Origin of the sequence: Streptomyces sp. NPDC060028 (assembly GCF_042736725.1) — a bacterium.
Classification (GTDB): Bacteria; Actinomycetota; Actinomycetes; order Streptomycetales; family Streptomycetaceae; genus Streptomyces.
This window is the reverse complement of the sequence record NZ_JBHWVJ010000022.1, coordinates 13,140-38,493: the sequence shown is the minus strand read 5'-3', so window position 1 is coordinate 38,493 and position 25,354 is coordinate 13,140. Positions and strand designations below refer to the sequence as shown.

Sequence of the window (25,354 nt, the reverse complement as noted above, 5' to 3'; positions counted from 1 at the left end):
GTGTGCCGGCGCACGGCCGGGATCGACGTCACCGCCTATGCGACCGGGGACTTGAGGCTCAGGGGCGGGCGGGAAACGTGCGTCATGAAGGGGTGGCAGGCCAGGCCGGTGGCCAGGAGGAGGAGGGCCAGGACCAGCCAGCCGGGGAGGCCCAGGGCCAGCGGGAGCGCGCTCATGACCGCCGGCGACACGCCCTCGGCCAGCCCGTGGCCCAGGCCGAAGACCCCGGCGTACTGGCCCTGCGCATCGGCCGGGGCGAGGCCGAAGGAGTACTCGGCCGAGGCGGCCGAGTGCCAGATCTCGCCGAGGGTGTACGCGACCGTCCCCGCCGCGAGGAGGAGGACGGCCAGGGCGCTCGGGGGCTTCTCGGCCAGCGCCATCAGGACCAGGCCCGCCGAGAGGGCCGCGCCCGCCCGGCGCATCGCCCGTCCCGCGGACGGCACGTCGCCGATGCTCCGGCTGAAGCGGACCTGGAGGACGACCACCAGGATCGTGTTGAGGACGAGCATCGCGGAGATCGTCCACCGCGGCGCGGCGGTGTGTTCCACGATCCACAGCGGGAGCAGGAACGTGGGAACCGTGAAGTGCAGGGACATCACCGCGTTGACCGCCGTCGCGGCCAGATAGGTGCGATCTCGCAGGGCCGCCCAGCCGCGACCGGCGCCACCGCCGTCCTGGAGGGTGAAGGGCGGAAGCCGCAGCAGGATCAGGCCGGAGAGCAGATACGTCAGGGACCGGCCGATCATGACGGTGAGGAAGGCCGCCCTGGTGTCCAACTGGATGGCGAAGCCCGCCGCCACGGCGCCGAGTGCGATCGCGAGATTGCCCACCGACCGCAGATAGCCGCGGAAGACGGCCGGCGTCGGCCCGCCGAAGCCGCGGACGAGCGGGGCCAGGGTGGACCAGCTCGCCGCGACCACGGCACCGGACAGCAGGGACACCAGGAGGTAGGCCCAGAAGGTGTGGACCAGCAGCAGCCCGGTGTTCACCACGGTCCCGCAGGCCGCGACCGCGATCTGGACGCGCTTGGGCCCCCACCGGTCCGCCCAGCGGCCGACGTACACACCGGCGCCCAGGCCCGCGATCGCCCCGGCGAACAGACCGCCGGCCACCTGCGATGCGGGCAGGCCGACGATCCGGGTGAAGAAGAGCGCACCCGCCGCGAGGGACAGTCCTGAGCCGAAGCTGTGCACGAAGGACGTCATCGCGATGACGCGCTGGCCCCTGCCGGCCGGCAGCAGGGCTTCCATCACCGCCACAGGGTGTCTCCGAAGTCGGCGTCGGGCCGCCATTCCCGCTGGAAGTCCCGCTTTCCTCTGGTGGTCAGTCCGTCGGGAAGCACCCACAGGCGCTCGTCGAACCACTGCCGGACCTCCTCGAAGCGTCCGGTGAGCTGCTCGATCGACTCCGCCACGACCATGAACTGCCCGACCCGCTGGCTGGTGTGAGCCGGTCCGGCCGGGAAGGGCGTGCCGACGGGGTGCTCGATCCGGGCGAACCGCACCTGATCCAGAGCCAGCAGGTCGGCTGCCGTCGGGCAGCCGAGCAGCGTCCCCGGACGTCCGGGCAGGTAGCAGCCTCCGAAGACGTCCGGGCTGACCTTGGCATCGATCCGGGGGCGGCGGCCGAGGGCGATCTCGACAGCGCATTCGGCGATGTTCACCCCGAACTTCGCCTGGATCTGCTCGTGGATCAGCGCGCCACCGCGACGGGCGGCGCATTCGCCGAACGTGAGCGTTCCGGACGGCGCGTCATGGAAGAGCTCCATGTGGAAGGACCCGTCCCTAAGGCCGAGCGCTCCGAGCGCGGCCCCCACCAGGCCCCGCGCCTTCTCGTAGGCCCAGCCTTCCCCGACCGGGTCGAAGTGCCGCAGCCAGAGGGGTTCCCCACTCTCGATGGCGGTGAGGCAGGGGTCCCCGTAGGAGCCCACGGCGAGGAACAGCAGCTCCCCCTCGAAGACGATGCCGTCCACGAACCACTCGTCGCCGACGACGTGTTCCTCCAGTACGAACGTGCGCTGACCGGTCTTGTTCCGCCGGTATTCCTCGCTCCTCGCCCGGAGATCGTCGATGGTCCTGACCGACGAGGTGAGGGCCGTGGCGGCACCGGCCACCGGCTTGAGCACGGCGGGCTCGAAGGGCAGCTCGTGAAGGTCGGAGACCGAGAAGACGTCCTCGACGACCACACACCGTGCGGCGGGCAGCCCGGCGCTGCGCACCGCGGCCTTCTGGACGGACTTGTCACGGAAGCGCACCGCTGTCTGCGGGTCGAGCCCCGGCAGACCGAGATGGCGGGCGAGCATGCCCGCCGTCACCATGGAGTACTCGTCGGAGGTGTGTACGGCGTCGAAGTCATCGGCCCCCAGTCCGGACCGGTGCAGTGCCATCAGCACGGCCTCGACGCTGACTTGGTCGTCGACCCGTATCACGGTGAGCTCGGGTGGGATGCTCACCAGCCCGTCGTCCCAGGTGGCCGAGCCGCAGATGACGACGGCGTCCACGCCCAGGCGGACGCACGCGTCCAGGGTGTACCGGTCCAGACCCACGAGCAGCAGGCGCGGTCGGCTCTCAGTCATGATTGTTCCTCCTGTTGTGCGTGCTGTAGTGCCTGCTCCCCCAGTCCTCCAGGGCGGCACGGTCCAACTTTCCGTTCGGCGTCATCGGCAGGACGTCGACGGCCACGGCACGGGCGGGCACCAGGTACTCGGGGAGCACCGCGGCCAGGGCCGAGCGGACGGCGAGCGGGTCCGCCGAGTCGGCCACACCGCCGGGTCGCATCGTGTAGGCCAGCACCATCGACTGGCAGCCGCCGTCCGCTTCGCGGATCGGGACCGCGGCGCAGTTGAGGACTCCTGGCACCGAGCGGCCTGCGTGCTCCACCTCGGCGGGTTCGACGCGGAAGCCCCGGAGCTTGACCTGGCGGTCCTTGCGGCCGAGGTAGCGCAGGTTCCCTTCGCCGTCCACACGCCCCTGGTCGCCGGTGCGGTACAACCGGGTCGCCGCGCCGTCGATCGCCACGGTGCGGAACCTCTCCGCGGTCAGCTCGTCCTGTCCCAGGTAGCCCGCGGCCAGTCCGTCACCCGCCACGCAGATCTCGCCTTGCCGTCCGGGGAGGCACACTCCGTCGTCGGCCATCACGAAGATCCGCGTTCCCGGCGCGGCCGTTCCGAGGGGTACGCCGTCGGGCTCGCCGCAGTCCCCCAGGCGGACCTGGTGGGCGGAGACGTACATGCAGCATTCGACGGGTCCGTAGCAGTTCACCAGCGGGGTCCCGGGATGGGCTCGGATGAACCTGGCCGCGTGGGTCCCGGACATCGCCTCGCCGCTGACGAAGACCGTCCGCAAGCCGGCGAAGCAGCCGGGGTCCACATCGACGAACAGGTTGAACAGGGCGGTCGGCAGGTGCGCCGCGTTCGCGCCGTGCTCGGTGACGGCCTTGCGCAGGGACTCGGGGAAGAAGATCTGGTCGTCCTGGAGGAGACAGGTCCCACCCGCGACCAGAGTTCCCCAGACCTCCAGGGCGTACATGTCCCAGGCCGCGTTCGACACCTGCGGCATGACGTGATCGGAGCCGAAGGACGTCGGCCCGCTCTCGCGGAACAGCCGCAGCGCCGCCCGGTGCGGCAGGACCACCGCCTTGGGTACGCCGGTGGTTCCCGAGGTGAAGATGACCATCGCGGGCGAGGCGCCGTCGGCGTCCCGCCGCACGGGTGCGACGGCCCGGTCGGCGGATTCCCGCAGCGGCTCCCGGGGCGGGATCCAGACCGGGAAGCCGTACGCCTGCGAATCCGCGACGGCCAGCGGCGCCCGCAGCCGCCCGGCCAGCGATTCCAACCGCTCGGCGGGCCAGCCCGGGTCGAGGACGGAGTACGCCGCTCCGCACTTCAGCAGCGCGAGTTGGGCGACGACCAGGCGCGCGGACCGGGGAAGGACGACGGGGACCAGGCTCCCCGGGCCGATGCCGAGGTCCGTAAGGGCCGACGCGAAGTGATCGGCCGCCCGGTCGAGGGTGCGGTAGCTGATGGCCGCGCCGCGCTCGACCAGCGCTGGATGATCCGGTCGCTCCCGTGCCTGGCGGGCCACCGCCTCATGGATGGTGCTGTCCACCTACGCCTCCCCGGTCGGCAGGACAGCGAACGGACAACGCAACAGGGAGATCGCGAGATCCTGGACGCCGAATACGGTGAAGTGGTGTTCCTGGGGCGCGGCCTGCGCGTCGAGGCGCACTTCGAAGACGACGCTGCGGCGCTCCCCCGGGCCGAGACCGACCCGGTGCACCGGCGGGGACACGGAGGCGGCGAGGCCCCAGGGGACGGTCACGCCCACCTGGACCGGACCCGGTCGTGGCGACCGGACCTCGACCTCGACGCGCAGCGTCGCTCCGGCGCGCACCGTCGGGGCGGCGTCCGCGTCGAGCCGTGCCCCGCCCTCCATCGTGTAGCCGACGGGACCGCAGCTCAGACAGACGTGTGCGGTCGTGAGGGGGACGCGGGCGGTGAACCCGCGGCGCGGATATTCCCAGGCGGACCGCCCGCACAGGACGCACGGCGTGGTCGTCGCGTCCGCCGGCGAGACGCTGCTGCGGTCGCCGAAGAAGCGGGGGAACTCGGCGAGGCCGTCGTCGGGGCGCTCCGCGATCCGTAGGGCGATCGCCTGGTCCAGCGCGTGGGCCTCGCCCTGGAGCGAGTGCAGGAACGCCGACCTCTCCAGGGCCAGGCCCATGACCGGCCTCGTGGCCGTCGTCTCGGTCCTTTCCGCAAGCCTCTCGAACCGTTCCCGCAGGGGATGCGCGCCGGGCAGCATTCCGGTCATGAGGAAGCCGCGGGCCCGCGAGCTGAGGTCGCGGACCAGCCCGGCCTGTACGTCGTCGGGTGCCGGCGCCGGTCGCCCGGTGTCCCGATAGGCCGAACTCGCCAGTCCCACCTGAATGAACGTGGGATAGGGGTGCATGTTCTCCAAGCTCGCGTTCAGCAGCCGGGCGGTGCTCCCTGCGCTGTCCGCGGAGTCCAGCCAGACGAGGTTCTCCACGCGGGCCGACTGGTGCATGGACAGCGCGGCGACCACCGTCTGGGCGGGGCCGTCAACGGCGTTCAGGAGCAGTTGGTAGCGGGGACTGTAGGAGGCGAGATCCGCCAGGGCGCCGCTGTCGCAGCCGCTGAGTACGAGCTCTGCGGTACGGACGCGATGCGCGGGGACCAGCTTGTCCTCGGGCTTGTGGCAGCCCCGGCCGTAGGCGCACGTGGGACCCGGCCGCTCGGGGTCGGCGACCGGGCTGAGCCCGCACACCGTGTGGGCGCCGAGGTTGATGCTGTCCTCGGTACCGTGGCCGCTGACCATCACGCGCTTCCAGAGGCGCTCCGTCGCGATGCGGCTGAGATCCGCGCCGCCCAGTGACCGCGAGTCGTAGTACGTCGCCGGAGTGGACACCGGCTCCGTGTCGAGATCGGTGAACAACCCCGTCCCACCCTCGCCGACCACCTCTCCGTACTGCTTGGCGATCATCCACGTGATCGAGTGGAGGTCGCGGCCCGTCAGCAGGAAGACGTCCCTGCCACTGCGGTAGGCGTCCACCAGGACCGGGCCGATGACGTCCATCCGCAGGTCCGCGTAGCGGCCGAGGACGAGCAGCGAACCGCCGCCGACGGGCGGCGCCCCGTCCGCCCAATCCCGGGCCAGTGGACGGGCGAACGAGCGGACCGCCTCTGGTACGTCCCCCAGAACGACGCCCGTCGTGCACTCGGGCGGCTGCCTCGGGGCGGCGTAGAGTCCCGCCGCGAGGTCGAGCGACGCCTTGAGGTCGGAGCGCTCGCCGATCCACACCGGAACGGCGGCTTCGCGGTGTCCCCGCGACCAGGCCGACCGGAACTCGGCGACCGAGCGTTCGAAGTCGGCAGCGGTGACCACCGCTCGGAACACGTTCCCTGTGCCCGTCATCCCGCGGCCCCGGCCTTCATGATCGCGGCGGTGAGGGCTTCGACGGTCCGGTGCTCGAAGATCGCACGGAGGGACAGGTCGCACCCGAGTTCGTCCCCGAGCCGGGACGCCGTGCGCACCGCCCCCAGCGAATGGCCGCCGAGTTCGAAGAAGTCCTGGTCACACTCGACCCGGTCGAGGCACAGGACTTCCGCCCAGACCTCGGCGATGTGCTCGAGAAGCTCCGGACGCGAGTACCGCGCCTTGTCGGTCATGTTCACCCCGGCAGGAAGGTGAAGTCCTCGCCGACTTCACGGGAGAGGACGAAGAACTTCTTGGCGCGCTCGGCTATGTCGATCAGTTCCGGATCGCCGGACTCCCGGGTGATGTCGATGAGCCAGTCCCAGGAAGCCCCGATCGGCACCTCCTCGGTGAAGTGGATCCTCCCCAGCAGGAAGGCGATGTCCTTGATGTTGTGCCGGGAGACCACGGTGCTCAGGGCGCGCAGCCGCTCCGGCAGTTCCGGCGAGGCCGGTCTGCGCTCCACCAGCGCGGGCCGCAGATCGGGCTCGTACAGCTCGGACCCGGCGAAGATGTCGGCCGGCCGGAAACCCGGTCCTGCCGCGAAGTCCAGGCAGAGCGACCAACGGCTGCGCGTGGACATGTTCATGCCCGCATGGATCTGGGCCGCGTCCAGGAACCACACCTCGCCCTTGCGCATGTGGAAGACCATGTCCTCGTCGGAGTTGACCGCGTGCTCGTTGTCCTCCAGGAAGAGGATCACCCGGAAGAACTCCTGCACGTCACCGGCCTCGATGAAGTCCCGGTGCGGGATGATGGAGAACTCGACGACGTTGCGCCCGCGCACCATCGTCATCCGCTCCAGGTTGAACCGGGTGGTCAGCACTTCGCGCAGATACGGGATCTCGTCGAGGAGCGCGGTGGCACGTCCCGGACGCTGCTCGTGGCCGTACCAGAAGCCGTCGTTCTGGTCCCCGGAGGCGTTCCACAGATTGAGGTTCAGCCAGGTTCCCGTGGTGAAGACCTGGTACGGCTCCTGCGGGATCGACATGGTCGTGAGCCGGGCGATGTCCTTGGCGAGGCGCTCGTCGTCAAACAGAACGCGGCCGAGAATCACGGAAGCCATGGGTGGGGCGTGTCCTTCCTTGCGGATGCCGTGCGGGTGCCTCGCGGCGAGCGGTCAGAGCTCGAAACCTGCGGGGAAGGGGTCGTCAGGAGAGAGGAAGTACTGCGCGGTGCCCGTGATCCAGGCCCGTCCTGTGACCGTCGGCACGACGGCCTTGCGGCCCGCGACGGTGGTCTCCTCGACGAGGCGGCCGGTGAACTTCGACCCGATGAAGGACTCGTTGACGAAGTCCTCGCCGATTTGCAGCTCGCCGCGGGCGTGCAGCTGCGCCAGCCTCGCGCTGGTGCCGGTACCGCACGGGGAGCGGTCGAACCAGCCGGGGTAGATGGACATGGCGTGGCGTGAGTGCGACGCGTTGGACCCCGGCGCGGCGAAGTACACGTGCCTCACGCCCCGGATCCGGGAGTCCTCGGGGTGCACCGGCTCGTCGGTCGCGTTGATCGCCTGCATGGTGGCCAGGCCCGCGGCCGTGATCTCGTTCTTGGCCTTCCGGTCGAACGGCAGCCCGTAGTCGTCGAGTTGCACGATCGCGTAGAAGTTTCCGCCGTACGCCAGGTCGTAGCGCACGGAGCCGAACCCCGGGACCTCCAGCTCGGCATCCAGCCTCTCGGCGAACGCCGGAACGTTTCGGAGGGTGACCTGGCGTGCGACTCCGTCCGAGACCGCCACGTCGACGACGACCAGACCGGCAGGGGTCTCCAGCCGCACCGTGGTGACCGGCTCGGTCACGGTGACCATGCCCGTCTCCACCAGGACGGTAGCCACCCCGATCGTGCCGTGCCCGCACATCGGAAGGTAGCCGGACACCTCGATGAAGAGCACGCCCCAGTCGGCATCGGGCCGGGTCGGCGGCTGGAGGATCGCCCCGCTCATCGACGCGTGCCCCCGGGGCTCGGTCACCAGCAGGGTCCTGATGTGGTCGAGGTTCTCGCGGAAGTAGATCCGGCGTTCCGCCATCGTGGCTCCGGGGATGACCCCGATCCCGCCGGTGATCACACGGGTGGGCATGCCTTCGGTGTGGGAGTCCACCGCATGGAAGATTCGATTGGTGCGCACGTCATCCCTCTCGGTTCTGGTCGAGGTCGTCGTCGGTCAGGTGGATCGTCCCGGTCATGTACGGTCTGGCCGCGCCGGACAGGACGACCCGGTCCCCGTCCAGGCCGCAGTCGACGCTGATCGTGAGGGTCCGGCCCAGCCGCGGCGAATACTGGTGGGCGCGCATCCGGGACTTCCCCAGCCGCTGGGCCCAGTACGGGACGAGCGCACAGTGCGCCGACCCGGTGATCGGGTCTTCCGGAATGGAGAGCTTCGGCCCGAAGAAGCGCGAGCAGAAGTCCACTTCGTCACCCTGCGCGGTGATGACCACACCGCGCAGGTCCAGCGCGGAGAGTGCGACGAGGTCCGGCACCACCGAGCGGACCTGGGCCTCGCTGTCGTAGACCGCGATGTAGTCCATGGACCGGTAGACGGCCGACGGCGCAACCGGTCCCAGCCCTCGCAGCAGGTCCGCCGGCGGTTCAACCGGGGCGAATTCGAGGGCGGGGAAGGTCAGTCCGAACATGTCCCCGTGCCGGGCGACCACGAGCGGTCCGCTGGCCGAGTGGAACGTCACCTGGTCCCGGCCCGGCTCCAGATGTGTCAGTACGACGTATGCGGCGCCCAGCGTGGCGTGTCCGCAGAGGTCCACCTCGGTGGCCGGGGTGAACCAGCGCAGATCGTAGGCGTCCCCGTTCCTGACGATGAAGGCCGTTTCCGGGAGGTTGTTCTCCAGGGCGATGGCCTGCATGACGGGCTCGGGAAGCCACTCCTCGAGCGGGCAGACGGCCGCCGGATTCCCCCAGAGAACCCGGTCGGTGAAGGCGTCGACCTGGAAGATCGGAACACTGATCACGCTCACACACCCAGCTTCCGCTTGGCCTCGGCGAAGAAGGGGATGTGCCGGTAGTCCTTCGCCTTCTCGTCGTAGTCGGTGTACTGACGGGTGAAGCGCAGCAGTCGCTCCCGGACCTGCTCTGCGGATTCGCTGTGGATGTGCCGTTCGATCGCCTGGATCTCGTCCAGGAACGCGGCCAGCGCGGCCGGGAGATCCGGGCGGAGGTGAATCAGACCGTTGTGCAGCCGGATGCCGTCCACCGCCGTCAGGTAGTTGTAGAGCAACTGGGAAGCCACCGCGTCGTAGTTGGGCCTGGGAATTCCCTCGACCGCGTAGCGGAGCAGCCGTTCGGACAGGACGTACTCATAGGTGAGTCGCGCGCCGCGCTCGGGCAGCGCGGAGTCATGGAGGCAGGCGAGCATCGCGGACACGTCGGCCCGCAGCTCCTCCAGTCCGGCCAATGGCTTCAGCTTCTTCACCGGGAGGAACTCGGGTATCGGCATGTCGCCCTGCCGGTGGTGGTATTCGTGCAGCCGTACCCACCAGGACGACGCCTGCTCGACGTCTTCCGGCCCCGCGGCTTCGACCAGCGGGAACGACCCCTCCGCCATGACGTTCTTCGCCAGAAGCCGGGTCAGGCGCAGGTGTCGTTCGACGAACTTGTCGATGAAATAGAAGATCAGGTCGCCGCTCTCCTGACGGCCGTCGATGTGGTTCTCGGGGAAGAGCGCCACGACGGGCCGCGCCTCGAAGCCCTTCGACATGCGCTCGATCGTCACCGGCATGGTCGGGCTGGGGTATCTGGCTTCCAGATGCGCGTCGGAGGGCAGCGTCCGGTAGGACAGGAACTCCAGGGACAGCGTCGGGAAGTAGGACGCGTCGAACAGCGAGAAGATGTGGTTGTCCGCGCGGGTGTTGATGTGCGCCTTGGTACGGAGCAGCCGGGGATCCTCGGCGAACGTCAGGGCGTCGTCGGCGAACGCCTGGACGACGGGCATCTTCCGGAGCGCCGGCGATGTGATCAGTTCTTGGGACAGGCGCTTGAGGAACGCTTCGTCCCGCCGTTCGTCCCCCCGCCGTTCGTCCCCCCGCCTTTCGTCCCCGCGCCGTTCGTCGCGCTGAACCGAGCCGCGCAGTTCGTTGACCGCGTCAATGACGTCGTTCACTGGCTCTGAACGTCCTTCCCGGATCAGCCCGCGCAGATCTGATCGGCGAAGTCGTCGAGCGCAGCGGCCCAGTGGGCCGCGTAGTCCGTGGCGAGCAGGACCAGTTCCTCGGCGTCCTCTTCGCTCTCGACGAGGGCGGTCATGCCGGTCTCCTCGTCGCTGACCGACTTGGCGTGACTGGTCTCGGCCTTGATGTGCGCGTCGATCCACACCAGCGCGTCGGACCCCGCGAACAGTTTCTCCCCGCCGACCCGCACCTTGCCGTACATGCGCCGGAACGCGACGGCGATGTCCAGCGCCGTGGCCTCCACGACCCGCAGCTGCACCGCCGCTCCCAGTCGGTGATCGGCGAGGGAGTCCATCGCCTCCAGCAACTTGGCGACGTCCACCGGCAGTTCCCGCGCGGCCTCTTCGCCGGCCGCTTCCGCCAGCGGCCCGACGATCGAGTCCGCCCACCACAGATAGTGGATTCCGGCCGCCCCGCGAGGCGCCACCGCGCTGAAGTCGTCGGCCAGGTTGTCCAGGTCGTCGCCTATCACCCGGAAGGCGGTCTGGAACGCCGCCAACGGCTCCCGCCCCGGAGCCTTTTGCGCCGCGAAGTGCCGCGCCGCCGCGCCCAGCCCCGAGATCGTCGTGAACATGAAGGCCTTGGTCATCGCCTCCCACTGCCGCGCCACGGCCAGCGCGTTCGCGACCGTGACCTCGTCAACAGCCCCCGCAGTTAAGAAGAAGCGGTTTACCGGCCTCACCAACCCCGCCGTTTGCACGACCGCCGCCACGCGCTCGTCAAGCCCCTCACCACCAGGCACGACACGCCCCCTTCGTGTTGTAAAATTTCACATGTCACAGGCTACGTACCACGCGAACAGGCTGTCAACGGCCGTTGAAAAACCCACGGAAAGCCTGAATCACCCCTCCCGGCACCTGAGCCCGCAGCACCCGCACCCCGGCCTGGTCTCCTACGACGCCGGGACGCCCGTGCCGAGTCAGCTGCCGATGCCGAAGTGCACGTACCGCGGTTCCACATTGCGGCGGTCGAAACCGCCCTGGAGGGTGTAGCCGGAGGCCACCCACTCCGAGGATTCCGGATCATGGCGGTGACAGGTGAGGTAGTCACCCCACTTGCCCTCCAGCGGTCCATGCGTGCTCGTACCGGTGATGGCCAGCCGCCACTCGCCGCCGTCGCGGAAGCCCACGACGTGCGAGGGATGCCTGGGACCACCGCCCAAGAACAGCGAGATGCCGACGACCCCCTGGGCGTTCGGGCAGGCCGCCGGCTGGGCGTACGCGGACTCCTGGCTCCAGATGTCGGGCTCCTCCACCAGAGCCTGGGTGGTCACGTCGACGACCGCACCCTTGACGTACGGCATGGGTCGTCCGGATCGGGGCCCGGCCGTCCACAGGAAGCCCGCGCGGGTGCCGCTCACCCAGCCGCCGGTGATGCGCGAGTCGGTACGGGTGAGCCACTCGACGCCGCCGGGTCCGGGAGCGGCGAACGGATCGGGGGTCCACGAGCTCACCTGCACATCGAAGGAGCCCACGGTGTTCGAGCCGTCGGGCCAGCCGTGGATCCGCAGGGTCCGGCCGCCGTTGTGGCTGGCGAAGAACATGCTGCCGGCCGCGCCTTGCGTGAGCCGCAGGGAACCGTTCTGCGTCGTCGTCCACCACTGGTATGTCAGCTCGGTCCTGGCCTTGAGCGCATCGAGGGGCAGCTTGAAGACGAAGGCGCGCAGCCAGCGGCCGGCCGCGTTGAAGGCGTTGAAGGTGACGTAGAGGTGGTTCGAACTCACCGCCGCGTCCGGGTAGTCGAACCACATGTCCGTCCACGAGTGGTCCAGGTCCCGCGGAGTGAAGTCCTGCCAGTTCCATGCGGTCGGGTCGTCACCAGGGGCGTAAGCCACCCGGAAGACGTTGCTGCCCGCCTTGGCGCTGTACTGGAGGATCCAGATCCAGAGGTCCCGGCTGGGGTCGTAGAGGACGATCTGGTCGCAGCAGAAGCCGCCCGCCGCAGAGGGCAGCGCGGTGAACGGATCGACCAGGGTCCATCCCGCGCCGTTGTCGGTGCTGCGGCTGGCGAACCAGTTACCGGTGATGAAGATGTTGTCGTGGGACGTCGCGACGGTCGGCTCGTGGATGGTGCCGGTCTGGACGCCGGTGGCGTTGTCGTCGAGGCCGATGTTCTTGATGAGGCGGACCTGGGCCATGACTGCTGTCCTCCGTCACTGCTCCTCGGGCTCGTCGAGCTCCTGGGGAATGGTTTCGGGCACCTGGTCCTGCGCGGGGCCCATCGGCTTGCGACGTCGGCTGACCCTGTCCTCGCGGGCGTCGAGCTCCTCGGGCGTCGGCGTGCCTTCCGCCGACTCGGCCAGCGCCCTGGCCCGCTTTCCGGACTTCGCCAGTGACTTCGGCTTACGGGCATGCCCCACATTCGCTTCCTCCGCCACGTACGGAGGTCCCTCGGTCCGCTTCTCGTTCGACATCTGACAGCCTCCGGTTCCTGCTGATGAGCTCACTCGGTGCGCGGCTGCAGTGCCTTGGCCCTGCGCCATTCACCACGCGCGAGCAGCGAGAACGTGAGCGTGGCGCAGACGGCGAGGGCGACGATGCCCCATTCGAGTGCCCCGCTGTGCTGGTCGGGGTCGACCCCGAAGACCTCTTCGACCCAGTCGCGCCAGACCAGGGTCACGAGGAGAAGGATTCCGCTGATCGTGGCGGCAATCGCCTCGATCCAGCCGCGCATACGCACATTACGCATCATCTTGCGCACCCTTCGCGAGGTATTCCACGGCCGGACCGCCCGCTCCTCAACCGAGGCCAGGGCGAGAGCGCCCGCCGGACGGACGGGCAGCGACTGACGGCCCATCAGCGGCACCGCCACCGCCAGCAGGCGGCAGCAGAAAATACCGTGCCGAGGCCTCACTCTCAGTAGGCGCCCCACCCCCGAGACTGTCAAACGCACCTGCCCGATCCCGTCAACCGGCGTCCGGGTGCGGGGCCAGAGGGAGAAGGTGCCGACGCCCGGGTCGTAGCTGATTGCCCGTACCGTCCAGGCATACCACGATGTTCTTGCCCATCACGGTCTCCGAGGGACAGTTACCCGCATTCATTCCTATAATGGGAGCAAATCCTCCCACCGGCCTGCCGGTGCGTCATGCGGAGGTCCCATGGCCGGTTTCACGGTGCACCTGGACGAGAACGCGGGGCCGGCGTCCACGCACGCGCTCGTCATCGGGATCGGGGCGTACACGCATCTGAACGGCGGCCCGTCGCCGACTGACCACCCGGGTGCCGTGGGGATGCGGCAGCTGTCCTCACCACCCCTCTCGGCACGCAAGTTCGCCACCTGGATGATCGGCGAGTACCACGACACGGGCAGACCCCTGGGGAGCCTGGCACTCCTGCTGAGCGAGGCGGCTCCCGCCCCGTTCCCCGACCCGGGGACGGGCGAGCCGCATCTTGTGGAACCGGCGACCATCGACAACATCGTGGCCGCCGTCAAGGAATGGAAGACCCGGGGCGACCACGACGAGGCCCGGCTGGTCTTCTACTTCTGTGGCCACGGCGTCTCGCTGGGGGTCGACACGTCCCTTCTGGCGGCTGACATGTTCGCGGACGTGAACAGCCCGCTGAACGGCGCGTTGCACTTCGAGGCGTTGTGGCGGGGACTGGGCAGTTGCAAGGCCTCCCAGCAGGTCTTCTTCGTCGACGCCTGCCGGGCCGGCTCCGACAGACTCTTCAAAGTGGTGGGTGCGGACAACCTCGGACGGGTCCCGGTCTCCGGGAACAGACGGCCGGACGGTTTCCTGCCGCGGGAGCACGCCGTCATCTACGCGACCCTGCACGGCGAGGAGTCCTTCGCACGCCCCGACGAGGTCAGCCTGTTCACCAGCGCGCTGCTGCGGAGCTTCGATGGCGCCGGGAGCGAGAACACCGAAGGCCACGTGTGGCGGGTGACCATCGACACCCTCAAGCACGCGATCACCCGCTTCATGAAGGAGCCTGCGTTCGCAGGCTCCCTCACGGGCGCGGGGACGCCGGTCAGCCCCGAGTCGTTCGAATTCGACTTCCACGAACTGAGGGGCGATCCGATCGTCCCCGTGTACATCGGGTGCCGGCCCGAGGAGGACAACGCGCTCGCCGAGTTCGTCTGCCGGGGCGACGGGCAAGAGCCGCGGCGACGCCCGCCGCCCGTGGCCGGCGAAGAGCCCGACATCAGCGAGTGGGCCTTGTTCCTGCCGTTCGGCCGCTACGAGGTCGAGGCCGTCCTCGGAGACGGCGACGTGCGCGCGGACCGACTCGACGCCCGCCCACCGCTGTTCCGCATCGGATTGGCCAGGACATGAGCGCCGTACTCGCCGTCAGGCTCTTCCTCTCCACCTCGGGAGAGGCCGATGAGTCGCTGATCGTCGGTGACATCCGCTCGGCCGACCTCGAAGCCACGGACCTGCTCAACATTCTTATCCCCTGCGGGAGTTCGCCCCTGCCCAGGCCGTACGCGGTGGCGCCCGGCCGCTACCTCGTGTCGGCGACCCTGCCGTCCGGGCTGGTCCTGACCGAGAACGCCGTGGCGAGAGAGGGCGAGGAGACCTCGGTGGACTTCCGCATGACGGACTCGCCGTACGAGACGCACTCCTGGCAGTACCTCATGGGCAACATCGAGCCGGGCCGGGTCTACCACGGCTCCTCCGCGGCCCCTCTCGCCGAGTCGGTCGCCTCACGGTCCATGGTCGCCCCCGCCCCCGCCGCCGCGCCCGCGCCCGCCGCCACCGCGCCGGACGATGCCGCTCCCGAGGCCGTCGTGGCCCTGACCAGGCTCGCCACCTGGGTCGGTGACGCCGCGCCCGACAAGTGCACCTTCGCGTCGATGCTGGCGCTGGGCGAGAAACCGCCGGATCGCCCGATCGCCCGGCTGATCACCCGGGGGAAGCCCCGCGTCCTTCGGGCACCCGACGTGCGCGGGGAGGCGGTCTCTCCGCTCTACCGGTTCGGTCCGGACGGGCCGGTCGCAACCCCTGCCGATCCTCCCGGCGAGCGGCAGTTCCTGGTCGTGGAGGCCGCCGGATCCGTACGGCTGGTCACCCTCCCCCTGCCCTGGGGCACGAGCGAGGTCGAGGTCCTGGTCAATCTGCGGCAGAGCCCGACCGGCAGCGCGATCTCGGTGGCCGTGCGCGACCCGGCGGTCGGCGCGGGGCTCGCGTACATGGCCCAGGGAGCCCTGGACATGGCGGCCCGGTTGTTCACCGATGTGGAGGCGATGCTCTACTCCAAGTTCCAGAACCCGCTCGCGGCGGCCGCCGGAGCCTACGTCCTCATCGGCACCGACCACACGCGGGGCGAGACGTACTGGGACCCGTGGCTGGAGCGGCTCGCCGGCTCCTTCCCCTGGCTCGGCGACGGGGCGATCCTGCGGGCGGTGCGGCTGCTGCGCCGCGCCTCGCCGGACAGGGAGGGAGCCCGCAAGGGCCTGATGGAGGCCTTCGACCGCGGCATCCCGTTCTACACGCTCGGGCTGGTCTGGCTCGTGGAGGGGCTCTCCGCCTTCCCCGACGACCCCGAGTGCGCGGAGCGCCTCGACCAGGCGCGCCGACTGTCCTGGCTGGCCGACATGCGCGAACCGTTCCTGATTCTCGACCTGACGCAAGGGAGTACGTGATGATCCGGCTCAGGATGCTGCCCGCGGAGGACGGCGACTGTCTGCTCCTCGAGTACGGCGACGACGACTTCACCCGGAGGATCCTCTTCGACGGCGGGCGGCACGGCACCTACGGACGGATCAAGCCCCTGCTCGCCGAGCTGGACGGCCTGATCGACGTACTCGTGGTGACCCACGTCGACCAGGACCACATCCTCGGCGTGCTGGCGTTGCTCGAAGACCCCGACCGGTCGGTCGAGTTCGGGGACGTGTGGTTCAACGGCTTCGACCACCTCCACGACCGCGAGATCTTCGGCGCGGTGGAGGGGGAGAAGGTCACCACCGCGCTCATCACCCAGCAGATCCCCTGGAACAAGGCCTTCGAGGGCCGCAGCATCGAAGTGGGCCATCCGCTGACCTGGTTCGACGACGGATCCACGATGGAAGTGCTCGCACCGGACCGTCGGCTGCTGGAGTCGCTGATCCCCACGTGGAAGACGAAGTGCCAGGAGGCGGGGCTGATCCCGGGCGTGGACCCCATGGAGAGGGCGGCGACGCCCGGCATCGAACACTTCGGCGCGATCGACGTCGACAAGCTGGCCGCCGCGCCGTTCAAGCGGGACGGCTCCCCGACGAACCCGACCAGCATCGCCCTGCTGTTCGAGTTCGAGGGCACCCGGATCGTCTTCACCGGTGACGCGGACGACCCGCGCCTGGTGGCCTCGATCCGGCCGCGCGCCGAGGACGAGGGCGGGCGCCTGCGGATCGACACCCTGAAGGTGGCCCACCACGGCAGCTCCAAAAACCTCTCGAACGAGCTCCTCGGCCTCCTCGACTGCGGGCGCTACCTGATCTCCACCAACGGAAAGATCCACGGCCACCCGGACGACATCGCCATCGCCCGGATCCTGAAGAACGGCGGGGCGACCAAGGACCTCGTCTTCAACTACCGGGACCGGGCGGCGAACTGGGACGTGGACGACCTGAAGCAGGAGTTCGGCTACCGCGTGCTGGCTCCCGCACCGGCCGACGAGGACGGATTCGTCACCGTGGAGTTCTGACCCCGGACAGGGACCTCCGGCTTACTCGGCCTGCAGTTCCGCGAGTTCCGGCAGGGCTTGCCGACCCCCTCCCGGTGAGCTCGGAGCAGGCCGGTTCGGGTGATGTGGTGCCTGGACACACTTGGCCGGGCCTGAATATGATGACCAGCCACATATCCGGCTGCCCCGGGGACTTCTACGTTGTGGCCACACCCGACGTCCCCGCAGACACCCTGGAAGTGGTGCACATGGTCTCCCCCGCAACCGCCTCGAAGGCTCCGTCAGGCATCAGACGGATCGTCGCCGCGAGCCTCATCGGGACCACCATCGAGTGGTACGACTTCTTCCTCTACGGCACCGCTGCCGCCCTGGTCTTCAACAAGCTGTTCTTCCCCACCTCCGACCCGCTGACGGGCACGCTCATCGCGTTCCTCACCTACGCCATCGGCTTCCTGGCCCGGCCGCTGGGCGGCGTGGTGTTCGGCCACTTCGGGGACAAGCTCGGCCGCAAGAAGCTGCTGGTGCTCAGCCTGGTCCTGATGGGCGGGGCGACCTTCGCGATGGGCCTGCTGCCCACACACGCGAGCATCGGCATCGGCGCCCCGATCCTGCTCACCGCGCTGCGCCTGGTCCAGGGCTTCGCACTCGGCGGCGAGTGGGGCGGCGCCGTCCTGATCGTCTCGGAGCACGGGGGCGACGAGCACCGCGGCTTCTGGGCCTCGTGGCCGCAGTCCGGCGCCCCGGGCGGCAATCTGCTGGCGACCGGCGTCCTCGCGCTGCTCGCCGCCGTGCAGACGGACGCCGCGTTCCTCGCCTGGGGCTGGCGCATCCCCTTCCTGCTCTCCGGGGTGCTGGTGGCCGTCGGCCTGTGGATCCGGCTGTCCGTCTCGGAGTCCCCCGTCTTCCTCGCCGCGCAGGCCAGGGCGCAGGCGCAGGCGCAGGCACAGTCGCGGTCAGGGTCGCACCCGAGCGCCGCCCCCGTCGTGCAGGTGTTCCGCAAGGACTGGCGCCGGGTGCTGAGCGCCATCGGCACCCGCTTCGGCGAGAACATCTCGTACTACGTCCTCACCTCCTTCCTCCTCGTGTACGTCACCGTCCACCTCGGCCTGCCCAGGACCACCGCGCTCAACGCGGTCCTCATCGGCTCCGCCGTCCACTTCGTCACCATCCCCGCCTGGGGTGCGCTCTCGGACCGGATCGGCCGCCGCCCGGTCACGCTGATCGGCTCGGCCGGGATGGCCGTGTGGGCGTTCGGCTTCTTCGCCCTCGTCGACACCGAGTCGTTCCCGGTGATCACCGCGGCCGTCACCACCGGTCTGCTGCTGCACGGCGCGATGTACGGGCCGCAGGCCGCCTTCATCTCCGAGATGTTCGACACCGAAGTCCGCTACTCCGGCGCCTCGATGGGCTCCCAGCTGGCCTCGATCATCGCGGGGGCGCTGGCGCCCATCATCGCCGTCGAGCTCCTCAAGGACTACGGCTCCTCGTTCCCCGTCTCGCTCTACGTGTCCGCGGCCGCGGTGGTGACCACCCTCACCGTCGCCTTCGCCGCCGAGACCCGCGGCCGCGACCTGGCGAGTACGGTGTACGCCACCCCGGCCGGCGCCCGCCCGGTCGTCCCGCGAGCCGCCCCGACCACCACCGCGGACCCCGCCTGACCCGGCCCGACCTCGCCTGACCCCGCCCCTGCCGCCGCACCACCACCCGTACCGGAGGGCCGCTCCATGAACCCCGCGCACGAGACGGCGGCCACCGCGCTGCGGGAGTTGCTGGACCTGCTGGACCGTGGGGCGCCCCTCGAACACTTCGCCGGGCCCGCCGCGGCCGCCCGCGGCGCCGGCGCCGGCGCCGGCGAGCAGGCCCTCGTGGAGGAGGCGACCCGGGTGGCGCTGGACATCCGCCGCACCCTGGACCAGCACCGGCGCCGCGAGGCCGAACTCACCGCCCTCTTCGACACGGCCGGCGACCTCGCCGCCCTGCGCGACCTCGACGCGGTACTGCGCGCCATCGTCCACCGCGCCCGCATGCTGCTGGGCACGGACGTCGCCTACCTCACCCTCAACGACCCGGCCGCGGGCGACACGTTCATGCGCGTCACCGACGGCTGCGTCTCCGCCGCCTTCCAGCAACTGCGCCTGGGCATGGGGGAAGGGCTCGGCGGCCTGGTCGCGCAGAGCGCCCGCCCCTACGCCAGCGCCGACTACCGCACCGACTCCCGCTTCAAGCACACCCCGGCCATCGACAGTGGCGTGCGCGAGGAGGGGCTGCGCGGCATCCTCGGTGTCCCGCTGCGGGTCGGCGACCGGGTCATCGGCGTCCTGTACGCCGCGGACCGGCGCCTGCGGGACTTCGCACCCGACGCCGTCGCCCTGCTCGCCTCGCTCGCCGACCACGCCGCGGTCGCCATCGACAGCGCCCGCCTGCTGGAGGAGACCCGTACCGCCCTGGTCGAGCTGGGCGCGGCCACCGAGACGGTCCGCGCCCACGGCGAAGCCATGCGCCTGGCCGCCGAAACCCACGACCGCCTCACCGAGTTGGTCCTGCGCGGCGGCGACGTCGCCGATCTCGCGTACGAGGTCGCCGCCCTGCTGGGCGGTGGTCTCGTGGTGCACGACGCCGACGGCAGCGAACTGGCCCGGGTCGCCTCCGATCCGATCCCGCCGCCGGTACGGGGCGCCGCGGCCTCCCGCTCCGGGGGCCGGGCCGTCGCCACGGACGGCATCTGGGTGTGCGCGGTGCTCGCGGGCCCCGAACTGCTGGGCAGCATCAGCCTCACCGGACGGGCGGACCTGCCCGACTCGGACCGGCGCCTGTTCGAACGTGCCAGCCTGGTCACCGCGCTGCTCCTGCTGCTGCGCAGGTCCCTGGCACAGGCCGAGGACCGGGTCCGCGGCGAGCTCCTCGGCGACCTGCTCACCGCCGAGCCCGACGGCCGCCCGCGCGACACGGGCAGCCAGGCGCTGCGGGTCCTGCGGGCCCGCAAGCTCGGCGTCGACCTCACCCGCCCGCACGCCGTCCTGGTCCTGCACTGCGACACCGCGCTACGGCCCCGGCTCGCGGCGGAAGCGGCCCGTCATGCCCGCGCGCTGGACGGACTGGCCGGACTCCACGAGGGCCGGGCCGTCGTGCTGGCCCCGGTCCCCGGCCGGCCCGGTGTCCTCGCCGAGTCCCTCGCCGCAGATCTGGGCCAGGCCCTGGGCAGCCCGGTCACCGTGGGCTCCGCCGGGCCGGCCACCGGCCCCGCCGGCCTCCCGGCCGTGTACGCCGAAGCTGTGCGCTGCGTGGAGGCCCTGCACTCCCTGGGCCGCACCGGCGACGGCGCCGACCTCCCCGGGCTGGGCTTCCTCGGCGTCCTCCTCGGGGACCGGACCGACATGCCGGGGTACGTCGAGCACGTGCTCGGCCCGGTCATCGAGTACGACCGCAAGCGCGGCACCGAACTGGTCCGCACCCTGGAGGCGTACTTCGACCACGGAGCCGCCCTGCACAAGGCCAAGGACACCCTGCACGTCCACGTCAACACGGTGGTCCAGCGCCTGGACCGCATCGGCCGGCTCCTCGGCGACACCTGGAACACCCCGCCGCGCGCCCTGGAGATCCAGCTCGCCCTGCGGGTCCACCGCCTGACGTCCCGCCCGTGAACGCAAAAGAACCCCACCGAAGTGGGGTTCCTGCTGGTGTCCGAGGGGGGACTTGAACCCCCACGCCCGATAAAGGGCACTAGCACCTCAAGCTAGCGCGTCTGCCATTCCGCCACCCGGACCAGGTGGTCGGCCCCGGTTTCCCGCGGCGACATGGACAACAATAGCAAAGGTTCGAGGCGGGTTGGACCAGATATTTCGCCCGGGCCCCGCGCGACGCGCCGCGCTGACCTGCGGGCATGCCTCGCCGGACACGGCGAGGCGCGACGTCTCGCGCTCAGCGGGACAGGCCCGCCCGCTTGCGCGCGAGGGCGCGGCTCCCCGTCGCGAGGGTCAGCGCGAGGACGATCAGGACCGCGGCGACCGCGAACGTGATCCGCATGCCGGTGGCCACGGCCCCGGGTCCCGCGGTCGTGACGTCCGTCGTCGCCGAGGCGAGCGCGAACACGGCGCCCATGACGGACGCACCGGTGATGAGCCCGAGGTTGCGCGACAGGTTGAGCATGCCGGAGACGACGCCCCGACGGTCCGGGCCGACATCCGCCAGGACGGCGGTGTTGTTGGCCGTCTGGAACACCGCGTACCCGGCGGTGACCACCACGATGGGACCGAGGTAGCCGGGGACGCCCAGCGACTGCGGCGTCATCGACAGGGCGAAGGCGCCGGCCGCGATCGCGAGGAGACCGGCGAGGGTCGTGCGCGGTGCGCCGAAGCGGTCCACGACGCGGCCGGCCGGCACCCCGGTCAGCGCGGCGACCAGCGGGCCGGCCGACAGGACCAGTCCGACCAGGGCCTCTTCGAGCCCGAGGGTGCGAGAGAGGTAGAACGGCCCGACCACCAGCGTGGCCATCATCACCGTCGAGACGAGCGCGCTCGTGGCGAGGCTCGCGCTCAGCACCGGATCGCGGAACGTCGCCAGGCGGATCAGGGGGGACGCCGCCCTCGCCTCGGCGCGTACGAAGAGGACGACCCCGAAGACGGCCGCCGACAGCAGAGCGGCGTTGAGCGGACCGAAGCTGCCGCGTCCCAAGGTCATGGCGAGTGCGTATGCGGCGAGCGTCAGCGCGAGCAGCAGCGTGCCCGCGCGGTCGAAACCGGCCCCGCCGGCCCCGGGGTCGCGCCGGTCGGCGGGCAGGTGGCGGTGGGCGAGGAGGAAGGTCGCGAGGCCCAGCGGTGCGTTGACGAGGAAGATCGCCCGCCAGCCGAGGCCGGATGTCAGGGCGCCGCCCAGCGAGGGACCGAGAGCGGTGCCGACCGCGGACATCGTTCCGAGCAGCCCCATGGCGCTGCCGGTCCTTTCCTTGGGCACCGTCTCCCCGATGAAGGCCATGGTCAGGGCCATCATGACGGCCGCTCCCAGGCCCTGCGCCGCGCGGGCGGCGATCAGCAGCCACAGCGAGGGCGCGAGGCCGCACAGGACCGAGGCCGCCGTGAACAGGAGGATCCCGGCGAGCAGCAGCCGCCGGCGGCCGAGGAGGTCGCCGAGCCGTCCGACGCTGACGATCACCGTGGTGATGGCCAGGAGGTAGGCGAGGACGATCCACTGGACCTGCTGGAAGGAGGCGCTGAACGCCTGCGCCAGGGTCGGCAGGGCGACATTGGCGATGCTGGTGCCGAGCGAGGACAGCAGCATGGACAGCGAGAGGCCGGCGAGCACCCACCTGACCGAAGACGTTCGTTCCGTACTTGTCGCCGGGGCCGCGGCCCCGGCTCGTCCCGCACTGATTGGCTTCATGGCGAGGAGAGTCCACCCGCATGCCGGGAGCGGCAAATGTTGTTGCCGATTCCGGGACGGCGCTGTGGAATGCCCGCATGGACGAACCAGCGCCGTACCAAGAGGTCCTCGACGAGGTCGCCCCCCGGCTCAAGGCGCTGCGCGCCAAGCGCGGCCTGACCCTGGCCGCGCTCTCGGAGGCGACCGGCATCTCCAAGAGCACGCTGTCCCGGCTGGAGTCCGGGCAGCGCCGCCCCAGTCTGGAGCTGCTGCTGCCGCTCGCAGGCGCGTACCACGTGGCCCTGGACGACCTGGTCGGCGCGCCCGAGGTGGGGGATCCGCGGGTACGCATGGCGCCCCGCGCCATGCAGAGCGGCGGTACGGCCGTCGCCCTGACCCGGGGGCCAGGGCCCCTCCAGGCGTACAAGATGATCATCCCCGACCGGGGTACGGAGCCGGAGCTGCGGACGCACGAGGGCTACGAGTGGCTGTACGTGCTGGAGGGCCGGCTACGGCTCGTCCTCGCCGGGCACGACCTGGTCCTCGGCTCCGGCGAGGCCGCCGAATGGGACACGCGCCTGCCCCACTGGTTCGGCAGCGCGGACGGCCGGCCCGTCGAGATCCTCAGCCTCTTCGGGCGGCAGGGCGAGCGCATGCACGTCCGCGCGAAGCCGCACGCATGACGGTGCGGGCAGCCGGACCCGGCTGTGGACCTCGGGCGCGGGGTGCGGGAACCAGGAGGTTAGGCTTCGAAGCGACCCTCAAGGAGTCAGGGATGGAGCAGTACATGGAGAGCCTGAGCCGTACCGCGCTGGTCGAGGGACTGATGGAGCGCTTCCCGCACGTGCCCCGGGAAGCGGTGCTCAAGGAAGACCTCCTGCGCGGTGGCATGGCCTTTGACGAGTCCGCGCTCAGCGGCACCGCCGACGGCGGTTCCGGCGACGTCAAGCCGAAGTCGTACTTCATCTTCTCCTTCGACCACCGCACCCTGCCGGAGCTCGGTGCCGCCGCGCTCAACCGGCCGCCCGAGGAGATCGTGCTCACCGGCGGCCCGTACGACCTGCGCCGCACCGTGGTGTCCGTACGGGTCAACCCGGACTCCCCGTACGTCGTGCGCGGCGGCGAGGACGGCACGCTCGGCCTGTACCTGGACGGCGCGCGGATCGCGGACGTCGGCCTGCCGCCGATGCCGGAGTACTACCGGCACAAGCTGTCGAACGGCAAGTCGGTGATGGAGGTCGCGCCGACCATCCAGTGGGGTTACCTCATCTACCTGACGGTCTTCCGGGTGTGCCAGTACTTCGGCGCGAAGGAGGAGTGCCAGTTCTGCGACATCAACCACAACTGGCGCCAGCACAAGGCGGCGGGCCGGCCGTACACCGGCGTGAAGCCGGTCGAGGAGGTGCTGGAGGCCCTGGAGATCATCGACCGGTACGACACCGCCGGTACCTCCCGCGCCTACACCCTCACCGGCGGCTCGATCACCTCGCAGGTCGCGGGCCGTGACGAGGCCGACTTCTACGGCCATTACGCGAAGGCCATCGAGGAGCGCTTCCCCGGCCGCTGGATCGGCAAGGTCGTCGCCCAGGCGCTGCCCCGCGACGCCGTGCAGCGCTTCCACGACCACGGCATCCGGATCTACCACCCCAACTTCGAGGTGTGGGACCGCCGGCTGTTCGAGCTGCACTGCCCGGGCAAGGAACGCTACGTCGGCCGCGACGAATGGCACCGCAGGATCCTGGAGTCCACCGAGGTCTTCGGCCCGAGCAATGTGATCCCCAACTTCGTGGCGGGCATCGAGATGGCCGGCCCCGCCGGCTTCACCAAGGTGAGCGAGGCGATCGACTCGACCGCCGAGGGCCTGCGGTTCTTCATGTCCCGCGGGGTCGTGCCCCGCTTCACCACCTGGTGCCCGGAGCCGACGACGCCGCTCGGCAAGGCCACGCCGCAGGGCGCGCCGCTCGAGTACCACATCCGCTTGCTGGAGACCTACCGGGCGACGCTGGAGGAGTTCGGTCTGAGCTCGCCTCCCGGGTACGGCCCGGCCGGGCCGGGCCGGGCGGTGTTCTCCGTCAGCTCGTTCATGGACAGCCTCGAGGGACTCGAGGGCCCGGGCATCTGACGGGCCCCTACGGGCAGCGGATGACCTGACCCGCGTAGGAGAGGTTGCCGCCGAAGCCGAAGAGCAGGACCGGGGCCCCGGAGGGGATCTCGCCGCGCTCGACCAGCTTGGACAGGGCCATGGGGATGCTGGCGGCCGAGGTGTTGCCGGAGTCGACGACGTCGCGGGCGACGACGGCGTTGACGGCGCCGATCTTGGCGGCGAGCGGCTCGATGATCCGCAGGTTGGCCTGGTGGAGGACCACGGCGGCCAGCTCCTCCGGGGCGACCCCCGCCTTCTCGCACACCTTGCGGGCGAGCGGGGGCAGCTGGCTCGTGGTCCAGCGGTAGACGGACTGGCCCTCCTGTGCGAAGACGGGGGGCGAGCCCTCGATCCGGACGGCGTGGCCCATCTCCGGCACCGAACCCCACAGCACGGGTCCGATGCCGGGCTCGTCGCAGGCCTCGACCACGGCCGCGCCGGCGCCGTCGCCGGTGAGTACGCAGGTGGTGCGGTCGGTGTAGTCGGTGATCTCGGTCATCTTGTCGGCGCCGATGACCAGGGCGCGGGTGGCGGAGCCGGCTCGGATCGCGTGGTCGGCGGTGGCCAGGGCGTGCGTGAACCCCGAGCACACGACGTTGAGGTCCATGACGGCGGGGCCGCTGCCCATGCCGAGCTTGGCGGCGACGCGGGCGGCCATGTTGGGCGAGCGGTCGATCGCGGTGGAGGTGGCGACGAGGACGAGGTCGATGTCGTCCGGGGTCAGGCCGGCGCTCGCCAGGGCCTTGCCCGCGGCCTGGTAGGCCAGCTCGTCCACCGGTTCGTCGGGGCCGGCCACGTGGCGGGTCTTGATGCCGACGCGGGAACGGATCCACTCGTCGTTCGTGTCGACCATGGCCGCGAGGTCCTCGTTGGTGAGCACTTTCGCGGGCTGGTAGTGCCCTAGCGCCACCACGCGTGAACCGGTCATGGGCGGGGTCCCCCCTCGTCGACAGTCAGGATCTCCCAGCTTCGCCTGCTACCGATGGGTACGGGGGCGCGTGACCCGACAGGATTCGGGCCCCGGAATTTGGAGAATTCCGAGGATCTTCCTGCCGGGGGCGTCGGCGGGAGCCGATCCGGGAGAAT

At 70.5% G+C, this 25,354-nt stretch carries 22 protein-coding genes and 1 tRNA gene; 7 read left to right on the top strand and 16 right to left on the bottom strand.

What is annotated here, in order from left to right:
- Positions 1 to 35: 35 nt before the first annotated feature.
- From ACFWBF_RS13805 to ACFWBF_RS13745, 13 genes are all read right to left on the bottom strand, one after another.
- Positions 36 to 1,250, bottom strand: a complete 1,215-nt coding sequence (locus tag ACFWBF_RS13805; protein WP_385600206.1) for an MFS transporter — start codon at positions 1,248 to 1,250, stop codon at positions 36 to 38.
- On the bottom strand, positions 1,250 to 2,575 hold the full coding sequence (locus ACFWBF_RS13800; RefSeq protein WP_385600061.1) for an acetyl-CoA carboxylase biotin carboxylase subunit family protein: 1,326 nt from the start codon (positions 2,573 to 2,575) through the stop codon (positions 1,250 to 1,252). Before ACFWBF_RS13800 ends, ACFWBF_RS13805 begins: the two co-directional genes overlap by 1 nt.
- Positions 2,568 to 4,106 (bottom strand): amino acid adenylation domain-containing protein, encoded by a 1,539-nt coding sequence (locus ACFWBF_RS13795; protein WP_385600058.1) that lies wholly within the window; start codon positions 4,104 to 4,106, stop codon positions 2,568 to 2,570. Before ACFWBF_RS13795 ends, ACFWBF_RS13800 begins: the two co-directional genes overlap by 8 nt.
- A complete protein-coding gene (locus ACFWBF_RS13790) occupies positions 4,107 to 5,933 on the bottom strand; it encodes a hypothetical protein (protein ID WP_385600055.1) in 1,827 nt (608 codons plus the stop codon).
- Positions 5,930 to 6,187, bottom strand: a complete 258-nt coding sequence (locus tag ACFWBF_RS13785; RefSeq protein ID WP_385600052.1) for a phosphopantetheine-binding protein — start codon at positions 6,185 to 6,187, stop codon at positions 5,930 to 5,932. Before ACFWBF_RS13785 ends, ACFWBF_RS13790 begins: the two co-directional genes overlap by 4 nt.
- A gap of 2 nt (positions 6,188 to 6,189) precedes the next feature.
- Positions 6,190 to 7,059 (bottom strand): aspartyl/asparaginyl beta-hydroxylase domain-containing protein, encoded by an 870-nt coding sequence (locus tag ACFWBF_RS13780; protein WP_385600049.1) that lies wholly within the window; start codon positions 7,057 to 7,059, stop codon positions 6,190 to 6,192.
- A gap of 54 nt (positions 7,060 to 7,113) precedes the next feature.
- Positions 7,114 to 8,115, bottom strand: a complete 1,002-nt coding sequence (locus ACFWBF_RS13775) for a proline racemase family protein (protein WP_385600046.1) — start codon at positions 8,113 to 8,115, stop codon at positions 7,114 to 7,116.
- 1 nt (position 8,116) lies between these two features.
- Positions 8,117 to 8,956, bottom strand: a complete 840-nt coding sequence (locus tag ACFWBF_RS13770; protein ID WP_385600044.1) for a PhzF family phenazine biosynthesis protein — start codon at positions 8,954 to 8,956, stop codon at positions 8,117 to 8,119.
- A complete protein-coding gene (locus ACFWBF_RS13765) occupies positions 8,953 to 10,098 on the bottom strand; it encodes a DUF6421 family protein (RefSeq protein ID WP_385600041.1) in 1,146 nt (381 codons plus the stop codon). Before ACFWBF_RS13765 ends, ACFWBF_RS13770 begins: the two co-directional genes overlap by 4 nt.
- A gap of 23 nt (positions 10,099 to 10,121) precedes the next feature.
- A complete protein-coding gene (locus tag ACFWBF_RS13760; RefSeq protein WP_385600038.1) occupies positions 10,122 to 10,907 on the bottom strand; it encodes a DUF6202 family protein in 786 nt (261 codons plus the stop codon).
- Positions 10,908 to 11,084: 177 nt separating this feature from the next.
- Positions 11,085 to 12,302 (bottom strand): hypothetical protein, encoded by a 1,218-nt coding sequence (locus ACFWBF_RS13755; protein WP_385600035.1) that lies wholly within the window; start codon positions 12,300 to 12,302, stop codon positions 11,085 to 11,087.
- A gap of 15 nt (positions 12,303 to 12,317) precedes the next feature.
- Positions 12,318 to 12,578: a hypothetical protein gene (locus tag ACFWBF_RS13750; protein WP_385600032.1), complete on the bottom strand. Its 261-nt coding sequence runs from the start codon at positions 12,576 to 12,578 to the stop codon at positions 12,318 to 12,320.
- Between the two features lie 29 nt (positions 12,579 to 12,607).
- Positions 12,608 to 12,976, bottom strand: coding sequence for a hypothetical protein (locus ACFWBF_RS13745; protein ID WP_385600029.1), 369 nt, complete (start codon positions 12,974 to 12,976; stop codon positions 12,608 to 12,610).
- A 286-nt stretch (positions 12,977 to 13,262) separates the two neighbouring features.
- Here ACFWBF_RS13745 and ACFWBF_RS13740 point away from each other — a divergent pair, with 286 nt between their 5' ends.
- The 5 genes from ACFWBF_RS13740 to ACFWBF_RS13720 all read left to right on the top strand — a co-directional run bounded on the left by ACFWBF_RS13740 (position 13,263) and on the right by ACFWBF_RS13720 (position 20,411).
- A complete protein-coding gene (locus ACFWBF_RS13740; protein WP_385600026.1) occupies positions 13,263 to 14,441 on the top strand; it encodes a caspase family protein in 1,179 nt (392 codons plus the stop codon).
- Positions 14,438 to 15,751: a hypothetical protein gene (locus tag ACFWBF_RS13735; RefSeq protein WP_385600023.1), complete on the top strand. Its 1,314-nt coding sequence runs from the start codon at positions 14,438 to 14,440 to the stop codon at positions 15,749 to 15,751. Before ACFWBF_RS13740 ends, ACFWBF_RS13735 begins: the two co-directional genes overlap by 4 nt.
- On the top strand, positions 15,751 to 16,791 hold the full coding sequence (locus ACFWBF_RS13730) for a ComEC/Rec2 family competence protein (RefSeq protein WP_385600020.1): 1,041 nt from the start codon (positions 15,751 to 15,753) through the stop codon (positions 16,789 to 16,791). The genes ACFWBF_RS13735 and ACFWBF_RS13730 overlap by 1 nt, the downstream gene beginning before the upstream one ends.
- Positions 16,792 to 17,018: 227 nt before the next feature.
- Positions 17,019 to 18,428 (top strand): MFS transporter, encoded by a 1,410-nt coding sequence (locus ACFWBF_RS13725; RefSeq protein WP_385600203.1) that lies wholly within the window; start codon positions 17,019 to 17,021, stop codon positions 18,426 to 18,428.
- 66 nt (positions 18,429 to 18,494) lie between these two features.
- Entirely contained in the window at positions 18,495 to 20,411 is a 1,917-nt protein-coding gene (locus tag ACFWBF_RS13720; RefSeq protein WP_385600017.1) for a helix-turn-helix domain-containing protein, read from the top strand.
- Positions 20,412 to 20,445: 34 nt separating this feature from the next.
- On the opposite strand, the gene ACFWBF_RS13715 is transcribed toward ACFWBF_RS13720, so the two are convergent.
- Together ACFWBF_RS13715 and ACFWBF_RS13710 are read right to left on the bottom strand one after the other, a co-directional pair.
- Positions 20,446 to 20,533: transfer RNA gene (locus ACFWBF_RS13715), tRNA-Leu, on the bottom strand.
- A 155-nt stretch (positions 20,534 to 20,688) separates the two neighbouring features.
- On the bottom strand, positions 20,689 to 22,068 hold the full coding sequence (locus tag ACFWBF_RS13710; protein ID WP_385600014.1) for an MFS transporter: 1,380 nt from the start codon (positions 22,066 to 22,068) through the stop codon (positions 20,689 to 20,691).
- 155 nt (positions 22,069 to 22,223) lie between these two features.
- On the opposite strand from ACFWBF_RS13710, the gene ACFWBF_RS13705 reads away from it, so the two are divergent.
- Complete coding sequence (locus tag ACFWBF_RS13705; protein ID WP_385600011.1) at positions 22,224 to 22,808, top strand: helix-turn-helix domain-containing protein; 585 nt, start codon at positions 22,224 to 22,226, stop codon at positions 22,806 to 22,808.
- 104 nt (positions 22,809 to 22,912) lie between these two features.
- The gene (locus ACFWBF_RS13700) at positions 22,913 to 24,247 is read left to right on the top strand and encodes a radical SAM protein (protein WP_385232450.1); all 1,335 of its coding nucleotides are present in this window, start codon (positions 22,913 to 22,915) and stop codon (positions 24,245 to 24,247) included.
- A gap of 7 nt (positions 24,248 to 24,254) precedes the next feature.
- On the opposite strand, the gene ACFWBF_RS13695 is transcribed toward ACFWBF_RS13700, so the two are convergent.
- On the bottom strand, positions 24,255 to 25,196 hold the full coding sequence (locus tag ACFWBF_RS13695) for a beta-ketoacyl-ACP synthase III (RefSeq protein WP_385600009.1): 942 nt from the start codon (positions 25,194 to 25,196) through the stop codon (positions 24,255 to 24,257).
- Positions 25,197 to 25,354 lie beyond the last annotated feature (158 nt).